The sequence below is a fragment of the Maricaulis sp. genome, assembly GCF_017642925.1.
Classification (GTDB): Bacteria; Pseudomonadota; Alphaproteobacteria; order Caulobacterales; family Maricaulaceae; genus Maricaulis.
The window spans coordinates 1-18611 of sequence record NZ_JAEPOL010000028.1 but is presented as its reverse complement, the minus strand read 5'-3'; the positions used below and the strand labels follow the sequence as shown (position 1 = coordinate 18611).

The following is an 18611-nucleotide window of genomic DNA, read 5'->3' as shown; positions in this document are numbered from 1 at the left end:
TCCGCGAATGGCGTTCTGACTTGGGAGATGGAAAGTGGCCCGTATTGCCGGCGTCAATATTCCGACGAATAAGCGCGTTGAAATCGCGCTTCGCTATATCCACGGCATTGGCCCGGCCAAGGCGAAGGAGATCTGCGAGCAGGTTTCCATCGCTCCGGAGCGCCGCGTTGCCGACCTGAATGACGCAGAAATCCTGCAAATCCGTGAAGTGATCGATCGTGATCACCTCGTGGAAGGGGATCTGCGCCGTGAAGTCGCGGTCAACATCAAGCGCCTGATGGACCTGGGCAATTATCGTGGCCTGCGCCACCGTCGCGGCCTTCCGGTCCGCGGTCAGCGCACTCACACCAATGCGCGCACGCGCAAAGGTCCCGCCAAGCCGATCGCCGGCAAGAAGAAGTAGGGCCCTGAGACATGGCTAAGGAACCGAGCCGCATCAAGCGGCGCGAGCGTAAGAACATCACGTCGGGCGTCGCCCACGTGAATGCCAGCTTCAACAACACCATGGTGACCATCACCGACGCCCAGGGCAATGCGATTTCCTGGTCGTCCGCCGGTCACATGGGCTTCAAGGGGTCGCGCAAGTCGACCCCCTATGCGGCCCAGATGGCCGCTGAAGACGCTGGCAAGAAGGCAATCGAGCACGGCATGAAGACCATCGAAGTGAAGGTCTCGGGCCCGGGTTCGGGGCGCGAAAGCGCGCTGCGTGCGTTGCAATCGGTGGGTTTCACCATCACCACCATCCAGGACGTCACGCCGATCCCGCACAACGGCTGCCGTCCGCCGAAGCGCCGCCGCGTCTAATCCGCGGCGCGCATTTCGCCTGTTGAACGCGCCGCCGGCCAGGGGCCGGGCGGCTGATGAAGGGGCAGTAGGAACGTGATCGAGAAGAACTGGCAGGAACTTATCCGCCCGATGAAGCCGGAAATCGAGCCGGGGCATGACCCGGAACGTCAGGCGAAGATCGTCGCGGAACCGCTGGAGCGCGGCTTCGGCATGACGCTCGGCAATGCGCTTCGCCGCGTGCTGCTGTCCTCCCTGCAGGGCGCAGCCGTGACGAATGTCCACATTGACGGCGTGGTGCACGAGTTCTCGTCGATCGACGGTGTGCGTGAAGACGTCACCGACATCGTCCTGAACATCAAGCAGATCGCCCTGCGCATGCATGGCGAAGGCCCCAAGCGGGTTGTCCTGAAGAAGTCCGGTCCGGGCATCGTCACCGCCGGTGACATCGAAGAGACCGCCGACGTCGAGATCGTGAACAAGGACCTTGTCCTGTGCACGCTCGACGAGGGTGCGGAAATCCGCATGGAGTTCACGGTCAACACGGGCAAGGGCTATGTGCCGTCCGAGCGGAACCGTCCGGAAGACGCCCCGATCGGCCTGATCGGCGTCGACTCGCTGTTCAGCCCGGTCAAGCGCGTGTCCTACAAGGTCGAGAACACCCGTGAGGGCCAGGTTCTGGACTATGACAAGCTGACGCTCGAGATCGAGACCGACGGAACCGTCACGCCGGAAGACAGCGTTGCCTTCGCAGCGCGCATCCTGCAGGACCAGTTCCAGATATTCATCAACTTCGAGGAAGCTGTCGAGGCGCGTCCGGCCGAGGACGACAAGCCCGAGCTCGACTTCAACCCGGCGCTGCTGCGCAAGGTCGACGAGCTGGAACTGTCGGTGCGTTCGGCGAACTGCCTGAAGAACGACAACATCGTCTACATCGGCGACCTGATCCAGAAGTCCGAGGCGGAAATGCTCCGCACCCCGAACTTCGGCCGCAAGTCGCTTAACGAGATCAAGGAAGTTCTCGCCCAGATGGGTCTGCACCTGGGTATGGAAGCGCCGAACTGGCCGCCGGAGAACATCGAGGATCTGGCCAAACGTTTTGAGGATCACGTCTAGGCGGCTGCCGGGAGGCACCCGAACCGGACCTGAGGAGATAAAGCCATGCGTCACGGCATCGCACATCGCAAACTGAACCGCACGCACTCGCACCGCAAGGCGATGCTGGCCAATATGGCCGCTTCGCTGATCGAGCACGAGCAAATCGTCACCACACTGCCGAAAGCAAAAGAGCTGGCTCCGTTCATGGACAAGCTCATCTCGCTGGCCAAGCGCGGTGATATCCACGGTCGTCGTCTGGCCATGTCCCGTGTCCGCAACGAGGACCAGGTCAAGAAGCTGTTCGACACGCTGGGCGGCCGCTATGCCGAGCGCAATGGCGGTTACACCCGCGTGCTGAAGGCCGGCTTCCGTCACGGCGACAATGCGCCGATGGCCGTGATCGAACTCGTCGATCGCGACCCGGCCGCCAAGGGTGCCGTGGACCGCGCGCGCCTGGAAGCAGAAGAAGGCATGACTGAGGAGTAAGATCCCGGTCATTGCACGTTCAGAAGAAGGCGGCTTTGCTCATGCAATGCCGCCTTTTTTCTTGTCTCAGCTGTGCCTAAGTGGAAGCCATGATCAGACACGTCCTCATCGCCTCTCTCATCGCCTGTTCGCCTGCCCTCGCGCAGGACATTCCCTTCGCTGAGAACGCTGACCGCGCCGTTCCGGAAAGCCGCACCCAGATGCAGCTGTCCTTTGCGCCGATCGTGCGCGAGGCCACGCCGGCGGTTGTGAATGTCTATTCCCGGCGCGTGGTCGCTGCGCAGCATCCCTTCGCCAACGATCCCTTCTTTTCCCGCATGTTCCGCAGTCAGCCGCGGGAGCAGAACTCGCTGGGTTCCGGTGTGATCGTCGATGCGTCCGGTGTGATCGTCACCAATAACCATGTCGTCAACAATGCCACCGAGTTGCGTGTCGTGCTGGCCGACCGCCGTGAATACGAAGCGGAGATTCTCCTGACGGATGAAGCCACCGATCTGGCCGTCCTGCGCGTCGAGACCGATGAGCCGCTTCCGGTCATGCCCTTCGATATGGCCGGCGATATCGAGGTCGGCGATCTCGTGCTGGCGATCGGCAACCCCTTCGGTGTCGGTCAGACCGTGACATCCGGCATCGTGTCGGCCCTGGCGCGGACCGAGGTCGGTGGCAGCGATTTCGGTTCCTTCATCCAGACCGATGCGGCGATCAACCCCGGTAATTCCGGCGGCGCGCTCGTCGATATGGATGGCGAGCTTGTCGGTGTGAACACCATGATCTTTTCCCGCTCCGGCGGGTCGAACGGGATCGGCTTTGCCATCCCGGTCGAGATGGTTCGCCGTGTGGTCGATACTGCGCTGGGCGAGGGCGAACTGGTTCGCCCCTGGCTTGGCGCTCGCCTGCAGCCGGTGGATGGCGATCTGTCCCGCGCCCTCGGCCTGAGCCGGCCGCGTGGCGCGCTGGTCAACGAGGTTTATCCTGGCGCTGCGGCCGACGAGGCCGGACTGCGCCGCGGCGATATCGTGATGGCTGTCGACGGGCGCGAGATCAATGACGAGGCGGGCGCCCGTTTCCGGCTGGCAACCAGGGCCGCCGGCGAGGCGGCCAGCTTCACCGTGCTGCGCGATGGCAACGAACTGTCGCTCGACGTGCCTGTCGAACCGGCACCGGGCGAGACCGAGCCTGCTCCGTTTGATGCGACCGGCCGCAATCCCTTGTCCGGCGCACAGCTGGTCGAGATGTCGCCGGCCTTCAATGAACGCGTCGGGCTCGACCCCTTCCTGGAAGGGGTGGTGATCTACCGGGTCGCAGGGCGTTCCGTCGCGGCGAATGTCTTCCGGGCCGGTGACCGGGTGATCGAACTGATGGGCGAGCCGGTTCGCGACATAAACGACCTCGCCGATATCCTGCAGAGCCGGGACGGAGAGCGGATCTGGCCGATCGTGGTCGAGCGGCGCGGGCGCCGGTACGAGACAGCGCTGCGGCTTTACTAGCGCTCGCTCTTCAGTTTCAGCGTGACCAGGCTCCAGACGTGGCCGAAGGGGTCGCGCAGCTTGCCGTGACGTCCGAAGAACTCGTCGCGGCAGGGACGGATCGGGGCAGCGCCCGCTGCCACCGCCCGTTCGAACCAGGCGTCCGCATCGTCCACATTCAGATTGATGGTTGAGGTCGTGCGGTTATCCAGCGTCTTCGGCGAAACATTCCCGATCTGGTCGTCCGGATCGGGAAACTCGTCGGCAAGCATCACTATCCCGCCATTGATTTTCACAGTCGCGTGACCCAGCGTCCCGTCAAAATCATACCGTTCAATCGTCTCGGCCTCGAAGGCGCGGGCGTAGAAGTCCAGTGCAGCCGCGCCATTGTGGACGCTGAGATAAGGCACGACTCGCATTTCGGGGCTGACGGCTTGTCCCGGCGTGTCGCTCATCCTGTCTCTCCCTGCATATCGGTAGACTGTTTCAAGGCATGCGACCTCCGGTTTCGTATTGATTTACACCGGCATCAAGACGCGGCACTCTCGCACACCAGATGGTCGTAACAATGGAGGGATAGGCCAATGAAACATGTTCGCGTGGCGTCTGTCGCAGTGTCGATCTGGTGCGCATCGATGCTGTCGGGATGCATCACCTCGCCAGAGGAACAGGAAGCGCTTCGCCAGGCTGAGCTTGAGGAACAACTGCAACTGCAGGCGATGATCGAGGCCGGCGAATGCCGGGAGCGTCCCATGACCGGTATGCGGACCCGAACCGTCTATGAGTGCGGTCCGGAAAACACGGACAGAACTGATGCCGTGCGCGAGGGGATGCGGAGAATCGACCGGCAAGGCGGCCTGTGTGGCGGCGGCAGTGCTGCATGTAGTCCCGAGTGACAAGAGTATGAGCGAAGCGGATCGGTTCATGGCATTCTTGCGCCATGACCGACCTGTTCCAATCCGCCGGCCTTGAAGAGAGTGCGCCGCGGCCGCTGGCCGACCGGTTGCGCCCGAAAACGCTTGCTGAAGTCGTCGGCCAGGATCATCTGCTGACCGGCACCGGGCCGATCGCCCGGATGCGGGCGCAAGGCCGTCTGGCCTCGCTGATCCTGTGGGGGCCGCCCGGCGTCGGCAAGACGACGATCGCGCGCTTGCTGGCCGAGGACAGCGATCTTGAATTCGAGCCTCTCTCGGCGGTCTTCTCCGGCGTAGCTGATCTCAAGAAGGCGTTCGAGCGGGCCCGCGCCCGCCGCGCCGCCGGCCGGGGAACGCTGCTCTTCGTTGACGAGATCCACCGCTTCAACCGGGCCCAGCAGGACGGTTTCCTGCCGGTCGTGGAGGAGGGGACGGTCACGCTCGTGGGGGCGACAACCGAGAATCCCTCCTTCGAGCTCAATGCGGCTCTGCTGTCGCGCTGCCAGGTCCTGGTCCTGAAACGCCTGGACGATGCGGGCCTCGACCAGCTGATTGCCCGCGCCGAGACCGAGATGGGGCGGACACTGCCGCTCGATGCAGGCGCACGCACAGCGCTTCGGTCCATGGCGGACGGGGATGGCCGCTACCTGCTCAATCTTGTCGAGGAAGCTTTCACTTTCGATCCGGAAACGCCGGTTGATGCGGCGGCTCTGGCGCAGCTTCTCAACAAGCGGGCGACGGCCTACGACAAGGATCGCGAGGAGCACTACAATCTCATTTCCGCGCTCCACAAATCGGTCCGCGGCTCCGATCCGGATGCTGCGCTCTACTGGTTCGCGCGCATGCTGGAAGGCGGCGAGGATCCGCTTTTCCTGGCGCGGCGCCTGGTGCGCATGGCGTCCGAAGAGATTGCCATTGCCGACCCGACAGCTTTGATGATCGCGAATGAGGCCGCGCGCACCTATGAGCGCCTGGGTTCGCCGGAAGGCGAGCTGGCGCTGGCGCATGCTGTGGTTCACCTGGCAACGGCGCCCAAGTCCAACGCCGTCTACGTCGCCTACAAACGGGCCCGGCGTCTGGCGAAGGAGACGGGCTCTCTCATGCCGCCTGCCCACATTCTCAACGCCCCGACCAGGCTCATGGAGCAGCAGGGATACGGCAAGGGCTATGAGTATGACCACGATGTCGAGGGCGGCGTGTCCGGCCAGGATTACTTCCCCGATGACATGAAAGATCGCCCGGTGCTCTACGAACCGAAAGACCGCGGCCGGGAGGCGTCCATTCGCGAACGGCTCGACCGCTGGCGCGCGCTGCGCAATGAGCGCCGCAAGGGCTAGTCGGGCGAGCCCGGCGCCGCATCTTCCATCTCGCAGGCCGCGCCCTCTGCAGCATCACGGTCAAGGGGCGGCAGGCCGAGGGCCTCGCGCCGCTCGGTCAGTGTGTCCGGCTCGGCGATCTCGTACAGTGTGACGGTGCCCTCGGCGCAGTGCGACTGGGTGCCGTAGGGCTGCGGCCGGTCTTCGACGAGCGCGTGTCGGTCGGCCATGGCGGCGAAGGCAGCGGCATCGTATCCGCCTGCCAGAACGACGGGCTCCAGTGCGGCGACGATGCGGCCGAGATTGGCGTCGTCGCGCTCGGCCATGCGCAGAAGCTCGCGGGCCGGGCGGGGCTGCAGGGTGTGGAAGTCCGGGAAACTCTGCGGGTCGAGCTGTGCGGCCGCCCAGGCGGTGTTCTCTGCCTGCAGGGCGCCGATCCGCGTCAGTCCGGCCTGCATGATCGGGCCGCGTGCGCCCTCATCGAGATCGGTGCGGGCAATGACCGGATAGACCAGATCGGCGGCAAAGCGCTCGCGGGCGGAGCGGGATGCCAGCTCGCCGACTACGCTCACCCACTCATTCCAGCGGCTTTCGGTCAGCGCGATGAGGGTGGCGGCATCGGTTGGTTCGGCGGGCGTTTCGGAGGCCACCTCGGGCGCGGGCTCGCCGGCGGGAGTCGTGTCCTGCAACAGTACGAGGGCGGCAAGGGCGATCAGATGCATCAGGCGACTCCGGCGGTTGCTGCTGGCAGTCTATGCCCTCGCAGCCCTGTGCCAAGGGCCCAAAACAAAAGCGGGCGCCGCTGGAGCAGCACCCGCTTTCGTTGGGTCGGGCGATCCCGGGCCGCCGGCATGTGAGGGGAGCCGGTCGGCGGATCGAAGCCTGATGAGGTGAGGGATTAGGCGAGGGCGCTGGAAAGCGCTATCGTCATGGCCCCAAACACACCGGCCACGAACAGGATGTTGACCACCGTCGAGAGAGTCGAAGAAATGCGGGTCATCAGCAAAAGTCCTTTGGTCTTGGCGAGCCGGCCGTCCCGGTTCGCGGCTTGGTAAATAAGGACTTAGCCAGATTTCACAATGGACGTTTCGCCAGAGTGGCCATGCAAAAATGCAAAATTAAATGGATTTCATATGTTAATATGGGTCGTTTTGTCGCAACTCGAAATATCCGGACTGGCCCGTCCTGTTGCCGTGCTTGCCAATCCGGCAGGGCCGTCCTATCGAGCGGCGTATGAACCATCTCCTTCTCATCGCAGCGGGCGGCGCGGGCGGCGCCGTGTCCCGGCATCTTGTCGGCCAGGCGGCGCTGCGCTGGCTGGGGCCGCAAATGCCGCTGGGCCTGCCCTGGGGGACGCTCGCCGTGAATGTCGTCGGCGGTCTGGCGATGGGCCTCCTGGTTGGCTGGCTCGCCCTGGCGGGGCGGGGTGAGGCCGACCAGTATATCAGACTGGCAGGGGCTGTAGGATTTCTCGGGGGGTTCACAACCTTCTCGGCCTACTCCCTGGAGCTCGCCACGATGATCGAACGCAAGGCCTATGCACTGGCGTTCGGCTATGCAGCGGGATCGGTTCTGCTGGCCCTCGGCGCCGTGTTCGCCGGGCTGATCATCATGCGCAAGGTACTGACATGAGTGGCGTTCAAACCCTGAAGGTCGAGCCGTCCGAAGATGGCTCCCGCGTCGATCGCTGGTTCAAGCGGCGCTTTCCGCACGTCCCCGCAACGATGGTGCAGAAGCTCTGCCGCAAGGGACAGATCCGCGTCGACGGCGGCCGTGTAAAGGGGGATAGCCGTGTTTCGGAGGGGCAGGAAGTGCGGGTTCCGCCGCTGCCTGAACCGGGCGAGAAACCGGCCCGGCCGTCTCTGTCGGCGGAAGACACGGCCTTCGTGAAGTCCCTTGTGATCTATGAGGACGACGAGCTGATCGCCTTCAACAAGCCCGCAGGCCTGGCCGTGCAGGGCGGGTCGAAGACGCAGCGGCATCTCGACGGTCTGCTGGACGCTTTCGGCACGGGCCTGGACCGGCCGCGCCTGGTGCACCGGCTCGACAAGGATACCTCCGGCGTCCTGATTGTCGGCAAAGGCCCCAAGGCGACGGCCCGGCTGGCGAAGGCCTTCCAGTCTCACCGCACGAAGAAGACATACTGGGCGATCGCCCTGGGCGTGCCCAAGCCCAAGCAGGGCGAGATCAAGGGCTTCATGAAGAAGGCCGGCGGGGCCGGTGGCGATGCCGAGCGCGAAACCATGGTGGCCGCCTCGCATGGCGACCCCGGCGCAAGCCACGCACTGACCCGCTATACCGTCGTCGCCGAAGCCGGTCAGAAGGCCAGCTGGGTCGCGCTGCGTCCTGTCACCGGCCGCACCCACCAGCTGCGGGTCCATCTCGCCGCGATGGGGCATGCCATACTGGGTGACCGCAAATACACCTGCGACCGTCCGGCTCCGGAAGATCTCGACCGGCGCCTCTGCCTGCATGCCAGACGGCTGGAGATCCCGCGGGACAAGGGGGCGCCGCTGCTGATCACGGCCGACCTGCCCAAACCGACCCAGAAGATTTTCGACACGCTCGGCTTCTTCGCCAACGAGATCGACGAGACACGCGTTGAGGATGAGCTGGCGTAGGGGAGATTCAGGCCTCCGGCTCGCGTCGAGCCGAAAACCTTTTCAAAATATAACGTTGAGACGCTTTATCGATACAACTTGCTCGGTTATCCCTTGAGTGTGTACCCGGCCGTGACACACGCCGGAGCGGGGAGAAACGATGCGCAGCCTGGCTATCGCCAATATCGAGACTGACTGGCGCCGCCATGCCGCGGCCATCAGCGTGCTGGTGATGGCGGGCCTGCTGATCGTCTTCCAGGCCGGCATGGCGTTGGGAGAATGGCGCGGGCTGGGCGCTTTCGAACGGCAGTTGCGGGCCGACATCGTCATTATCCGCACTCCGGGCGAGAATGCTCATCGCTTCGAGATGTTCGTCAATTCTGTCCCCCTGCATCTTGAGGGACAGGTCTGGCTTCACCCGAATGTCGAACGGGTCGAGGCCTTCGGGCAGGAACGTGTGCTCCTTACCTGGCCGGAAGGTGACGGGGAGGGAACGGCCCGGATTTCTGGCCGTGTCATCGATCCATCGCCGGACTCGCTGAGCTTTCCGGCAGGCTTCTCCGACAGGCTCAGGACGATCCTGGCGACACCCGGACAGCTTGCCATGACGCGCCAGGTCGCCGAGCGTCTGGGTCTCGAAGCCGGCGATTACCTTCCATTCTACGAAGTGGGCGTTCGGGTCGGCGCGGTATTCGACAGCAATATGTTCGCCGGTGTCTTCATGTCCCGCGAAACCGTACAGCTTCTGGGCGAGGCGTCGCGAACGAGGCCTCCCAGCGCGTTTCTTGTCCGCTTGCACGAGCCGGCCTTGCGAGACGCGACACTCGCCGAGCTCAATACGGCATTGTCCCGGCATGGCTTATCGGCGATCACGCCCGCCGACATGGTCATCCAGACCAGTCTCACCGAACTGGCCGACCAGGATGCGTCCCGCAACATGATGATCTCCGGGGCCTTTGCTGTCCTGATCGCCATGGCGATTGCGGCACAGACCCTGCGCAATGCGGTCATCTCGCAGCGTGAGGAGTTTGCGGCGCTGCGCGCCCTGGGGGTCGGAGCTTGGCGGATTGCCCTGATTGCCATGGAGCAGGCGCTGTGGACCGGCATCACCGCCTGTGCGCTGACGATATCGGGCGGGTTTGTGCTCAAAATGGTGATGACCGGCCGCGGGGGAGCCTTCGTGCTCTCGCCCGGACTGATCGGCTTGATCGCCATTATCCTGATCGGCATTTCACTGCTCGCGGGCCTCCTGTCGCTCAGCGCCGTGACGAAATCCCGGCCGACGGCGTTGCTGCGGTGAGCGGATTCGCGATCAGCGCCACGGGGCTGCGCAAAACGTTCGGCAAGGGAGCGGCCCGGGTGGCGGCGCTCAAGGGCGTCGATCTGCGTCTGCGAGCGGGCGAGCTGACCTTGCTCATGGGACCGTCCGGTTCTGGCAAATCGACCCTCGTCGCGGCCCTGGGCGGGCTGCAGCGTCCGGACGAGGGCGAAGTTCTGGCCCTGGACGAGGCGATCTGGCGCCGCAAGGGCGGCGCGCTGACCGCTTTCCGGCGGCGCCACTGCGGGTTCGTCTTTCAGTCGGTCGGCCTGTTTCCCTCCTTGACGGCTCTCGAACAGATCATGATCCCGCTGACCTATATCGGCTTTGACCGGACGGCCGCCCGCAAGCTTGCCCTGCAGGCGCTGGACGAGGTGGGGCTCGCCGGGCGGGAAACCTCCCGGCCGGGCGAAATGTCGGGGGGCGAAAACCAGCGTGTGGCCATTGCCCGAATGATTGCCAAGGAACCCCGGCTCATCTTCTGCGACGAGCCGACCTCTTCGCTCGATCGTGACAATGGCGCTCTCGTTGCCGCCCTGCTGCACCGTGCCGCCAAGGATCACAATGCCATGGTCCTGTGCGTGACCCATGACGATCGTCTGGTGCCGCACGCCGATCGTGTGATCGAGATGGAAGACGGCCATCTCAAGACCGACAGCGAAAGGACGCAGATGTCATGAAACGCATACTGGGCGTGTTCACGCGGTTCTGGACCTGGCTGTTCTTGTTTATCGCTATCGGCGCGGGGGCCTGGGTTTTCGCGTCCGGGCGTAGCGATGCTGTTGCCAACGTCCAGACAGCGAATCTGCCGGCAGCGCCGGCGGCATCCTTCGTCGCCGTTGCTCGCGGCCAGGTCGATATCGAGGGGGGTGTGATCGAGGTCGCGGCCCGCTCCGGCGGCACTTTCCGCGAGGTGCTGGTGGAGGAGGGCGACCGCGTGGAAGCCGGCGAGGCCCTGGCCGTCCAGGAGGATGACCGGGAGCGCTTTGCCGTCCGCCAGGCGCAGGCCTCGCTGGATGCCGCTCATGTTGCGATCGAGCAGGCGCGCCTTGAACTGGAGATCGCGGAACGCGAACAGGCCCGTATGGAATTGCAGCGGGCGCAGGACGCTGTGCCGCAACAGTCTCTCGATACGGCGCACGACACGGTCCGCCGCCTGCGCCTTGCGCTTCAGTCGCGCGAGATCGGTTTGCGCCAGGCCGAGGCCAGCCTGCAGAGCGCGCTCTTCGCGCTCGAACAGCGTACGATCCGCGCCCCCGTCGCCGGCCGGATTATCGAGGTTCAGGCGCGGCCGGGTATGGGGGCTTCGACCCTGCAGGTCTCGACGGCCTTCCTGCTGATGCCGGACGCGGAACGGATCGTGCGTGTGGAATTGGGCGAGGTCGATATCCAGCACGTTCAGCCCGGGCAACCGGTGCAGATCTCGCCGAGCGGCCGGCCGACCGAGAGTTTTGAGGGGACTGTTCAGCGGGTCGCCGAGATATTCGGACAGTCCAGTTCCGAATCCTCGTCGCGGCGCAGCATGGGCGGCTCGCAGTCAGAGACAATCGAGTTGGTTATCAGTGCCGGCGATATCCCGCTGCGGATCGGACAGCCCGTACTTGTCCGTTTCATGAGTGCCGATACGCAGCCGGAGGGCGGGCGCCCGTGATGACACGCTGGTTTGTCCTGCTCGCCATTCTGCCGGCGCTTGCCGCCTGTGCGACGTCGGCCCCGGCGCCGGTGCACCCCGATATCGAGGCCCGGGCACCTGCGGACTGGCGGACGTTTGCTCCGGCCGATGCGCCGCGCGTGCTCGGCTGGTCCGACATAGCGGATACGGAACTCACCAACCTGCTGGAGCAGGCCCTGGACAATAATCCGGACATTCAGTCGCTGGCCCTGGCCCGCGATGCAGCTCGTATCGGAATCCGGGACGCTGAAGCTGCCCGCCGTCCCGGCGTGACGGTGTCGGGCCCCAATGCCGGCGTGTCCGACAGCAATGGCGGCAGCGCGTCCTTCGCCAGCCTGGCGGTGGCCGCCAGTTACGAACTGGATTTCTGGGGCCGTCTGGCGGCCGGCGTACGCCAGCAGGAGCTCGCGCTCGAGACGGCGGGCGACAGCCTGCTGACGGCCCGGATCGGTCTCGCCGCCGATATTGCGCTGACCTATTACGATATCCGCACCCAGGATGCGCTGCTGCAATTGCGGGCCGAACAGCTCGAACTGCTCGAACAGCGCCGCACCCTTCAGGATGTGCGTCTGGAAGCAGGCGCGATCACGCGGCTCGATCTCGACCAGCTGGATGTGGAGATCCTGCGTCTGCGCAGCACGATCGAGGATGCGCGCGCCCGCCGCGCCCTGTCCGAACAGCGCCTGGCCGCGCTGATCGGGGTGGTTCCGCAATCCTTTTCGCTGGCGCCTGCGACTTTCGAGCCCGGCGCGATTCCCCGTCTGGCCCCCGGCATGCCTGCTGAAGTGCTGGTCGTACGGCCGGATATCCGCAATGCCGAACGGGGGCTGGAACGGGCCGACATCTCCGTCCACCTGGCCCGCACGGCCTTTTATCCCAGCTTCGGATTGTCCGCGAACGGCCGCTATGCCTCGTCCGACCTGATTGAGTTTCTGGACGGCACGACCAGTTGGTCAGCTGCGGCCGACATGACCACCACGTTGTTCTCCAACGGCACCCGCCGGCGGAATCTGGAACGGGCGCAGATCGGGGCGGAGCAGGCGGTTCTGGCCTGGCGCAGTGCGGTGCTCTCGGCACTCACCGATGTCGAGAACGCCCTGCTGGTCCAGGATTCCAACCTGCGCCAGATCGATATCACGGCCCGCCAGCTGGACGCACAGGTGCGGGTGACCCGAGCTGTCGAGACCCGCTACGACGCCGGTACGGCATCGATGTTCGAGCTGATCGGCGAACGCCAGCGCGAGATCGCCTTGCGCGAACAGCGGATACGCAACTGGCAGCAGGGCCTGGCGGCGACAATCGGATTGCTGCGCGCCCTGGCGGCGGATCCGGCCGACGGGTGACCGTCAACCGCCGGCTTTCGCGGCCTGCTTGGCCTTGAAGGCTTCCAGCTTTTCCGGGCTTGTTTCGGTCTGGTGCTGCGCTTTCCAGGCATCCGGATCCATGCCGTAGACCCGGGCCCGGGCGTCGGCCCTGGACAGCTCGAAGCCGCGCTCGGCCGCGGCTTCGAGCCACCAGTCGCCCAGACAGTTGCGGCAGAAGTCGGCGAGCAGCATGAGGTCGATATTCTGCACCTCCTTGTGATCGTCCAGATGCGCCAGGAGCCGGCGGAAGGCGGCGGCGTCCAGTTCGGTGCGCTGGGCGTCGGTGAGATCGTCGGGATGGGGCATGGGAATTCGTCCTCGCGGGTTTGCGCATAGCTAGCATGAGCGGCCCCCGGCTTGCCAAGCCGGCGAACGCCGCCTAACGAGCCCGTGAAGCTGTTGCGGGAGCGCCCATGCCGTCCGATCTGAAACTCGCCATCTGGGATATTGACGGGACGATCGTCGACAGCCGCCAGGTGATCCAGCGGGCCATGGCGCGGGCCTTCGAGCGGGCAGGCCTGCCGCCGATCGGGTATGACCGCACGCGCACGATTGTCGGGCTTGAGCTGACCGAGGCAATCATGCGTCTGGCGCCGCCGGACTATCCGGCCGAGCGCATCCCGCATCTGGCGACCTATTACAAGGAAGCCTTCGTCGAGCAGCGCTCCGAGACCGGTTTCCAGGAAAAGCTCTATGAGGGCGCCCGCGAGACGATCGAGCGTCTTGCCAGTGAGGGCTGGCTTCTGGGTGTGGCGACAGGCAAGGCCCGGCGGGGCCTCGACATTGTCTTCGGGCATCACGATCTGCACCGCTATTTCGATACTTTCCAGACCGTCGATGGCGGTGCCGGCAAGCCGCATCCGCGCATGGTTCTGGACGCGATGAAGGAGACGGGCACCGATCCGCACCAGGCGGTGATGATCGGCGATACCTCCTTCGACATGGAGATGGGCCGCAATGCCGGGGTCCATACGCTGGGCGTCAGCTGGGGCTTTCACACCGAGGACGAGATCCGCGGCGGCGGTGCCCATGATGTGCACCATGACTTCGATGCGCTGAACCGGGCGCTGGACGTGTTCGGCCGCGGTGTGGAAGAGAGCGCGGCATGAGCGACAAATATGAAACCAAGCCGGGTGTGCGCCTGCCCAGGCCGGAAGATGCCCGTCCCAAACGCTTTTACGAACAGGTCGGTGTCGAGCGCGGCGAGGCCGGCTGGTCGGTCCTGCTGGACGGACGCGGCGTGCGCACTCCGGCCAAGAAAGTGCTGGCCGTTCCGGCCGAAGCGCTGGCCGACGGCATTGCCGCTGAGTGGTCGGCCCAGGGCGAGCGGATCGATGCGCCCTCCATGCCACTGACCCGCCTGTGCTTCGTGGCGCTGGACCGGATGGCGCTGGCGCATGCGGAAACCGTGGCGGAAATCACCAAATACGCCTCCACCGATCTGGTGTGTTTCCGGGCGCCCGAACCGCAGGAACTCGTCGCAGCCCAGGCTGCGGCCTGGGATCCCATGCTGGCCTGGGTCGAGCGGGCGCTGGGCGCACACTTCGTTGCCGCGACCGGGATCCTGCCCGTCGACCAGGATCCCGTTGCCCTGCAGCGCGTAATGGCGATTGCCGGCGAACAGGACGTGTGGCGGCTGACCGCCCTGGCACATGCCACGGCGGTGACCGGTTCGGCCATTCTCGGCCTGGCGCTGTTGCACGGCGAGATCGATGGCGGTGAGGCCTTCGCCCTGTCGAACGTCGACGAAGCCTGGCAGGCGGGACGGTGGGGCGAGGATGCCGAAGCCGCCCAACGCCTCGCGTTGCTCAAGGCCGAGCTGGTCGCGGCGGACGCCATGCTGCGCGCATTGGACGCGGACGGCCCGGCTTGAAGCCTGTCGCCGCTCCTATAGTGTTGCGGCGAAATTACCGGAGTTGGGTATCATGGCCGACATGACGATTGCGGAGCCGGACATGGCCGGAAAGACGGGGCCGGGCGGCCTGCTGAATTTCGATGCGCTGCGCTCCGCCAGGATGCGCAACACGCCCTATAACTATTTCGTCGCCGAGGGCGCGCTGAGTACCGGCGAGGCGGCCGATGTGCGCCGCGACTATCCCGCTATCAACAAGCCGGGTTATCTGCCGCTGTCCAAGCTGGAAGCGAGCGGCGAGTTCAAGCGGTTGATGGACGATCTCAACTCGCCGGAGCTGGCTCAGGTCCTGACCGACAAGTTCGGCGTCGATTTCACCGAAAAGCCGCGCATGATCACCGTGCGCCGGCTGAGCCAGCTGTCCGACGGTCCGATCCACAACGACTCGAAGTCGAAAATCCTGACCATGCTGACCTATCTCAATGCCGAGTGGGACGGTACGGGCGCTGGCTGTATCCGCGTGCTCAACGGGCCGAAGGATTTCGAGGATTTCACCGAGGAAGTGCCGCCGTTGGCCGGCTATGTCTTCGCTTTCCTGCGCGACGATCATTCCTGGCACGGCCACCTGCCCTTCGAGGGCGAGCGTTATGTCGTCCAGACCACTTTCCTGACCTCCCAGGAAGAGCTGGACCGCAAGGAAAAGCGCGGCGGGCTGCAATACTTCCTGAAGAAGCTGAACCCGTTCCAGTAGGCGAGAGCGCGACTCTGGCCGTCTAAAGCGCGTGCATGGCGGCCCATTTGTCGAGCCGCCGGATCGCCCGGCCCGGCCAGCTGGCGAAGCGTCCGAGCGGCAGGCTGCGCGCAAACTTGTCGAGATTGACCCCGGCGGCAACGAGGCTGGTTGTCAGCGAGGGCTGGCGGATCTGGCCTGACACCACGCCGAAACCGGCATTCGACAGCCGGCGTTTGAAATCATATTCGCCGGGGCCGAGATGGATGGCGGTGATGCCGTTGCTGGCGAGGGTCCGGGCCATGTCGAGGAAGAGTGTCAGGCCGGGGCCCAGCCTGGCGTGGTCCGGCCAGAAGACCGGGAACCAGTAGTGCAACACGGTTTGCGACCGCATGCCGAAATGGGCGGCGGCCAGCTGTCCGTCAATCTCCAGCGTCGAGAGCAGGCCGCGGAGCGCCGGATCGGTCCGCTCGAACAGCGTGTCGATTACATTCAGCGTCCAGGGTACCGAGAGCACGTCGATCGCGTGGGTGCGGCGATACTGGTCCCGCTTCGCGCCGATCAGCGCCTGCAGCGCTTCAGGCCGGCGGTCGTCGATCCGGATGACGACCTCGGCATCCAACTCGTCCAGCTTGCGCTGGCGGGCGCGGATATTGCGCATGGCCTTGGCGTCGGCCGCGGTGCAATCGGCAATGAAGGCGTCATAGCCGCGCGACAGGTCGGAGACCCAGGATATCTCCGGCGGACCGTCGCAATGCTTGAGGAAGCTCGTCTGGTCGGCGAGCGCGCCATTATAGGCGAAGACGCCGAACCCCGCCTTTTTCAGCAGCGGGTCGAGATCGATGTCCGGCGTGTCGGTGATCAGCCCGTGATGATCGCCCAGCGGGCCACCGATGGGGCGGGCGACGCCGGAGCGGGACAATTGCAGCGGCAGGAAAGCGGCGGGCGAACCGTTTCGGGACACGATGAGGGCGCGGGTGTCGTCGCGCGCCGCAGCCATCACCTCGGCGAATTCGAGGGCGAAATACGGGGAGGCGAGGGCGAAGTTGCTGGAACGCATGGCGTTCCACGCCGCGCGCTGCCGCGCCGTCAACGCATCGATCCTGACGATGTCCGCACTGTAAAGCGGGCTCATGTCCATCTTCCAATCCTTGCCACCGCGACGCCCTGCAATTCCCGCGCCTGAGCAGCGGCTTGATTGCTCTGGGCCGGACGGGTCTGCTATCGAACGCAGGAGGCCGCCATTTCTGTCGAAAAAATCCGGCCTGACGAAATCTTGGGGAAGGGACGAGGGTCCATGAAAGACGTGATCGAACAGCTTGATGCCAAACGTTCCGCGGCCCGCATGGGGGGCGGCGAGGCGCGGATCGAGGCGCAGCACGCCAAGGGCAAGCTGACGGCGCGCGAACGGATCGAGCTGCTGCTGGATGCCGGTTCCTTTGAGGAATGGGACATGTTCGTGGAGCACCGCTGTGTCGATTTCGGCATGGCGGACAAGAAGATCCCCGGCGACGGTGTGGTCACCGGCCACGGCACGATCAATGGCCGGCTTGTCTATGTCTTCTCCAAGGATTTCACGGTATTCGGCGGTTCCCTGTCGGAGACTCACGCCCAGAAAATCGTCAAGGTCCAGAAGGCCGCCATCCAGAACGGCGCGCCGGTGATCGGCATTTTCGATGCCGGCGGCGCACGCATCCAGGAAGGCGTGGCTTCGCTGGCCGGCTATGCGGATATCTTCCTGCAGAACACGCTGGCTTCGGGCGTGGTGCCGCAGATCTCCATGATCATGGGCCCGTGCGCCGGCGGCGATGTCTATTCGCCCGCCATCACCGACTTCATCTTCATGGTGAAGGATACCTCCTACATGTATGTCACCGGCCCGGACGTGGTGAAGACGGTGACCAACGAGACCGTCACCCACGAGGAACTGGGCGGTGCCTCGGTGCATGCGAAGAAGTCCGGCGTCGCCGATGGCGCGTTCGAGAACGATCTGGAGGCCATCGTGCAGATCCGCCGTCTGGTGGACTTCCTGCCGCTGTCCAATCGCGAGACGCCGCCGAAGCGGCCCGTCTATGACGATCCGGAGCGGATGGAGAAGTCTCTCGACACGCTCGTCCCGTCCAATCCGAACAAGCCCTATGACATCAAGGAACTGATCGAGAAGGTGGCCGACGAGGGCGATTTCTTCGAGATCGCGCCGGATTATGGTTCCAATATCGTCACCGGCTTCGGCCGGCTGGACGGTGCGCCCGTGGGCTTTGTCGCCAACCAGCCGATGAGCCTGGCCGGGGTGCTGGACATCGACGCCTCCCGCAAGGCGGGGCGTTTCGTGCGCTTCTGCGATGCGTTCAATATCCCGATCGTCACCTTCGTGGACGTGCCGGGCTTCCTGCCGGGCACCAAGCAGGAATATGGCGGCCTCATCAAGCACGGCGCCAAGCTTCTCTTCGCCTATGCCGAAGCCACTGTGCCCAAGCTTACCGTGATCACCCGCAAGGCCTATGGCGGCGCCTATGACGTGATGAGTTCCAAACACCTGCGCGGCGATGTGAACTATGCCTGGCCGACCGCCGAGATCGCCGTGATGGGCGCCAAGGGCGCAGCCGAGATCATCCACCGCAAGGATCTGGACGATGCCGACAGGATGGCCGCCCACGCCGCCGAATACGAAGACCGTTTCGCCAATCCCTTCGTCGCCGCCGGCCGCGGCTATATCGACGACGTCATCATGCCCCACGGCACCCGCAAACGGCTGATCACCGCGCTCAGGACCCTCCGCAACAAGAAGGCGGAAAACCCCTGGAAAAAGCACGACAATATTCCGCTTTAGGGGGCGCGCTCTTCCGCTCCCTCCACTTCCCCCGCCCCCGTGCCGGGGCCCGGCTGAGCCTGCATCTGAAACGCCGCCAGACCCCGGAATAAATCCGGGGGAAGCATCAGCGCATCTTTTTCTTCCCACTCCCATTTTTCCCGGATGCAAGCCTGCGCAGGCAGGCTGCAGATCCGGGATCG

General features: G+C 64.8%; 22 protein-coding genes. 17 read left to right on the top strand and 5 right to left on the bottom strand.

All coding sequences use genetic code 11. The features are described from left to right. Positions 1–34: 34 nt before the first annotated feature. From rpsM to JJ918_RS16575, 5 genes are all read left to right on the top strand, one after another. Complete coding sequence (gene rpsM, locus JJ918_RS16595) at positions 35–403, top strand: 30S ribosomal protein S13 (protein WP_271185327.1); 369 nt, start codon at positions 35–37, stop codon at positions 401–403. A gap of 11 nt (positions 404–414) precedes the next feature. Further along, positions 415–804 carry a 30S ribosomal protein S11 gene (rpsK, locus tag JJ918_RS16590; protein ID WP_271185328.1) on the top strand — a complete coding sequence of 130 codons (390 nt, stop codon included), beginning with the start codon at positions 415–417 and terminating at the stop codon, positions 802–804. Positions 805–879: 75 nt separating this feature from the next. Then, on the top strand, positions 880–1899 hold the full coding sequence (locus JJ918_RS16585) for a DNA-directed RNA polymerase subunit alpha (RefSeq protein WP_271185329.1): 1020 nt from the start codon (positions 880–882) through the stop codon (positions 1897–1899). 45 nt (positions 1900–1944) lie between these two features. Then, complete coding sequence (gene rplQ, locus JJ918_RS16580) at positions 1945–2367, top strand: 50S ribosomal protein L17 (protein WP_271185330.1); 423 nt, start codon at positions 1945–1947, stop codon at positions 2365–2367. An 89-nt stretch (positions 2368–2456) separates the two neighbouring features. Next, positions 2457–3854: a Do family serine endopeptidase gene (locus JJ918_RS16575; RefSeq protein ID WP_291889863.1), complete on the top strand. Its 1398-nt coding sequence runs from the start codon at positions 2457–2459 to the stop codon at positions 3852–3854. On the opposite strand, the gene JJ918_RS16570 is transcribed toward JJ918_RS16575, so the two are convergent. Next, positions 3851–4288, bottom strand: a complete 438-nt coding sequence (locus JJ918_RS16570) for a VOC family protein (protein ID WP_291889861.1) — start codon at positions 4286–4288, stop codon at positions 3851–3853. The two genes, JJ918_RS16575 and JJ918_RS16570, sit on opposite strands and share 4 nt — an antisense overlap. A 129-nt stretch (positions 4289–4417) precedes the next feature. On the opposite strand from JJ918_RS16570, the gene JJ918_RS16565 reads away from it, so the two are divergent. Then, positions 4418–4729, top strand: coding sequence for a hypothetical protein (locus JJ918_RS16565; protein ID WP_291889859.1), 312 nt, complete (start codon positions 4418–4420; stop codon positions 4727–4729). A 44-nt stretch (positions 4730–4773) separates the two neighbouring features. Continuing rightward, positions 4774–6084, top strand: coding sequence for a replication-associated recombination protein A (locus JJ918_RS16560; protein WP_291889856.1), 1311 nt, complete (start codon positions 4774–4776; stop codon positions 6082–6084). Here the strand turns inward: JJ918_RS16560 and JJ918_RS16555 are convergent. Continuing rightward, entirely contained in the window at positions 6081–6785 is a 705-nt protein-coding gene (locus JJ918_RS16555; RefSeq protein ID WP_291889853.1) for a hypothetical protein, read from the bottom strand. The genes JJ918_RS16560 and JJ918_RS16555 overlap by 4 nt on opposite strands. A gap of 511 nt (positions 6786–7296) precedes the next feature. On the opposite strand from JJ918_RS16555, the gene crcB reads away from it, so the two are divergent. The 6 genes from crcB (at position 7297) to JJ918_RS16525 (ending at position 12996) form a co-directional block, all read left to right on the top strand. Further along, the gene (gene crcB / locus JJ918_RS16550; RefSeq protein WP_291889850.1) at positions 7297–7695 is read left to right on the top strand and encodes a fluoride efflux transporter CrcB; all 399 of its coding nucleotides are present in this window, start codon (positions 7297–7299) and stop codon (positions 7693–7695) included. Continuing rightward, positions 7692–8684, top strand: a complete 993-nt coding sequence (locus JJ918_RS16545) for an RluA family pseudouridine synthase (protein WP_291889847.1) — start codon at positions 7692–7694, stop codon at positions 8682–8684. The genes crcB and JJ918_RS16545 overlap by 4 nt, the downstream gene beginning before the upstream one ends. Before the next feature lie 139 nt (positions 8685–8823). Continuing rightward, on the top strand, positions 8824–9963 hold the full coding sequence (locus tag JJ918_RS16540; RefSeq protein WP_291889843.1) for an FtsX-like permease family protein: 1140 nt from the start codon (positions 8824–8826) through the stop codon (positions 9961–9963). Beyond that, positions 9960–10661, top strand: coding sequence for an ABC transporter ATP-binding protein (locus JJ918_RS16535; protein ID WP_291889840.1), 702 nt, complete (start codon positions 9960–9962; stop codon positions 10659–10661). Before JJ918_RS16540 ends, JJ918_RS16535 begins: the two co-directional genes overlap by 4 nt. After that, complete coding sequence (locus tag JJ918_RS16530) at positions 10658–11632, top strand: HlyD family efflux transporter periplasmic adaptor subunit (protein ID WP_291889838.1); 975 nt, start codon at positions 10658–10660, stop codon at positions 11630–11632. Before JJ918_RS16535 ends, JJ918_RS16530 begins: the two co-directional genes overlap by 4 nt. Continuing rightward, positions 11632–12996: a TolC family protein gene (locus tag JJ918_RS16525; RefSeq protein WP_291889835.1), complete on the top strand. Its 1365-nt coding sequence runs from the start codon at positions 11632–11634 to the stop codon at positions 12994–12996. Before JJ918_RS16530 ends, JJ918_RS16525 begins: the two co-directional genes overlap by 1 nt. Positions 12997–12999: 3 nt before the next feature. On the opposite strand, the gene JJ918_RS16520 is transcribed toward JJ918_RS16525, so the two are convergent. Then, positions 13000–13323, bottom strand: a complete 324-nt coding sequence (locus JJ918_RS16520) for a DUF1244 domain-containing protein (RefSeq protein ID WP_291889832.1) — start codon at positions 13321–13323, stop codon at positions 13000–13002. Positions 13324–13430: 107 nt separating this feature from the next. Here JJ918_RS16520 and JJ918_RS16515 point away from each other — a divergent pair, with 107 nt between their 5' ends. From JJ918_RS16515 to JJ918_RS16505, 3 genes are read left to right on the top strand one after another with little or no spacing between them, the layout of a single operon-like run. Then, positions 13431–14126, top strand: coding sequence for an HAD-IA family hydrolase (locus JJ918_RS16515; RefSeq protein ID WP_291889830.1), 696 nt, complete (start codon positions 13431–13433; stop codon positions 14124–14126). Next, on the top strand, positions 14123–14890 hold the full coding sequence (locus JJ918_RS16510; RefSeq protein WP_291889828.1) for an ATP12 family chaperone protein: 768 nt from the start codon (positions 14123–14125) through the stop codon (positions 14888–14890). Before JJ918_RS16515 ends, JJ918_RS16510 begins: the two co-directional genes overlap by 4 nt. A gap of 52 nt (positions 14891–14942) precedes the next feature. Next, positions 14943–15620 carry a 2OG-Fe(II) oxygenase gene (locus JJ918_RS16505; protein WP_291889825.1) on the top strand — a complete coding sequence of 226 codons (678 nt, stop codon included), beginning with the start codon at positions 14943–14945 and terminating at the stop codon, positions 15618–15620. 22 nt (positions 15621–15642) lie between these two features. Here the strand turns inward: JJ918_RS16505 and JJ918_RS16500 are convergent, their stop codons facing one another. After that, on the bottom strand, positions 15643–16734 hold the full coding sequence (locus JJ918_RS16500) for a GNAT family N-acetyltransferase (RefSeq protein WP_291889822.1): 1092 nt from the start codon (positions 16732–16734) through the stop codon (positions 15643–15645). Positions 16735–16896: 162 nt separating this feature from the next. On the opposite strand from JJ918_RS16500, the gene JJ918_RS16495 reads away from it, so the two are divergent. After that, positions 16897–18429, top strand: coding sequence for an acyl-CoA carboxylase subunit beta (locus tag JJ918_RS16495; RefSeq protein ID WP_291889819.1), 1533 nt, complete (start codon positions 16897–16899; stop codon positions 18427–18429). On the opposite strand, the gene JJ918_RS16490 is transcribed toward JJ918_RS16495, so the two are convergent. After that, positions 18426–18611: hypothetical protein (locus JJ918_RS16490; RefSeq protein ID WP_291889816.1), on the bottom strand; the 186-nt coding region annotated here is incomplete at its 5' end. The two genes, JJ918_RS16495 and JJ918_RS16490, sit on opposite strands and share 4 nt — an antisense overlap.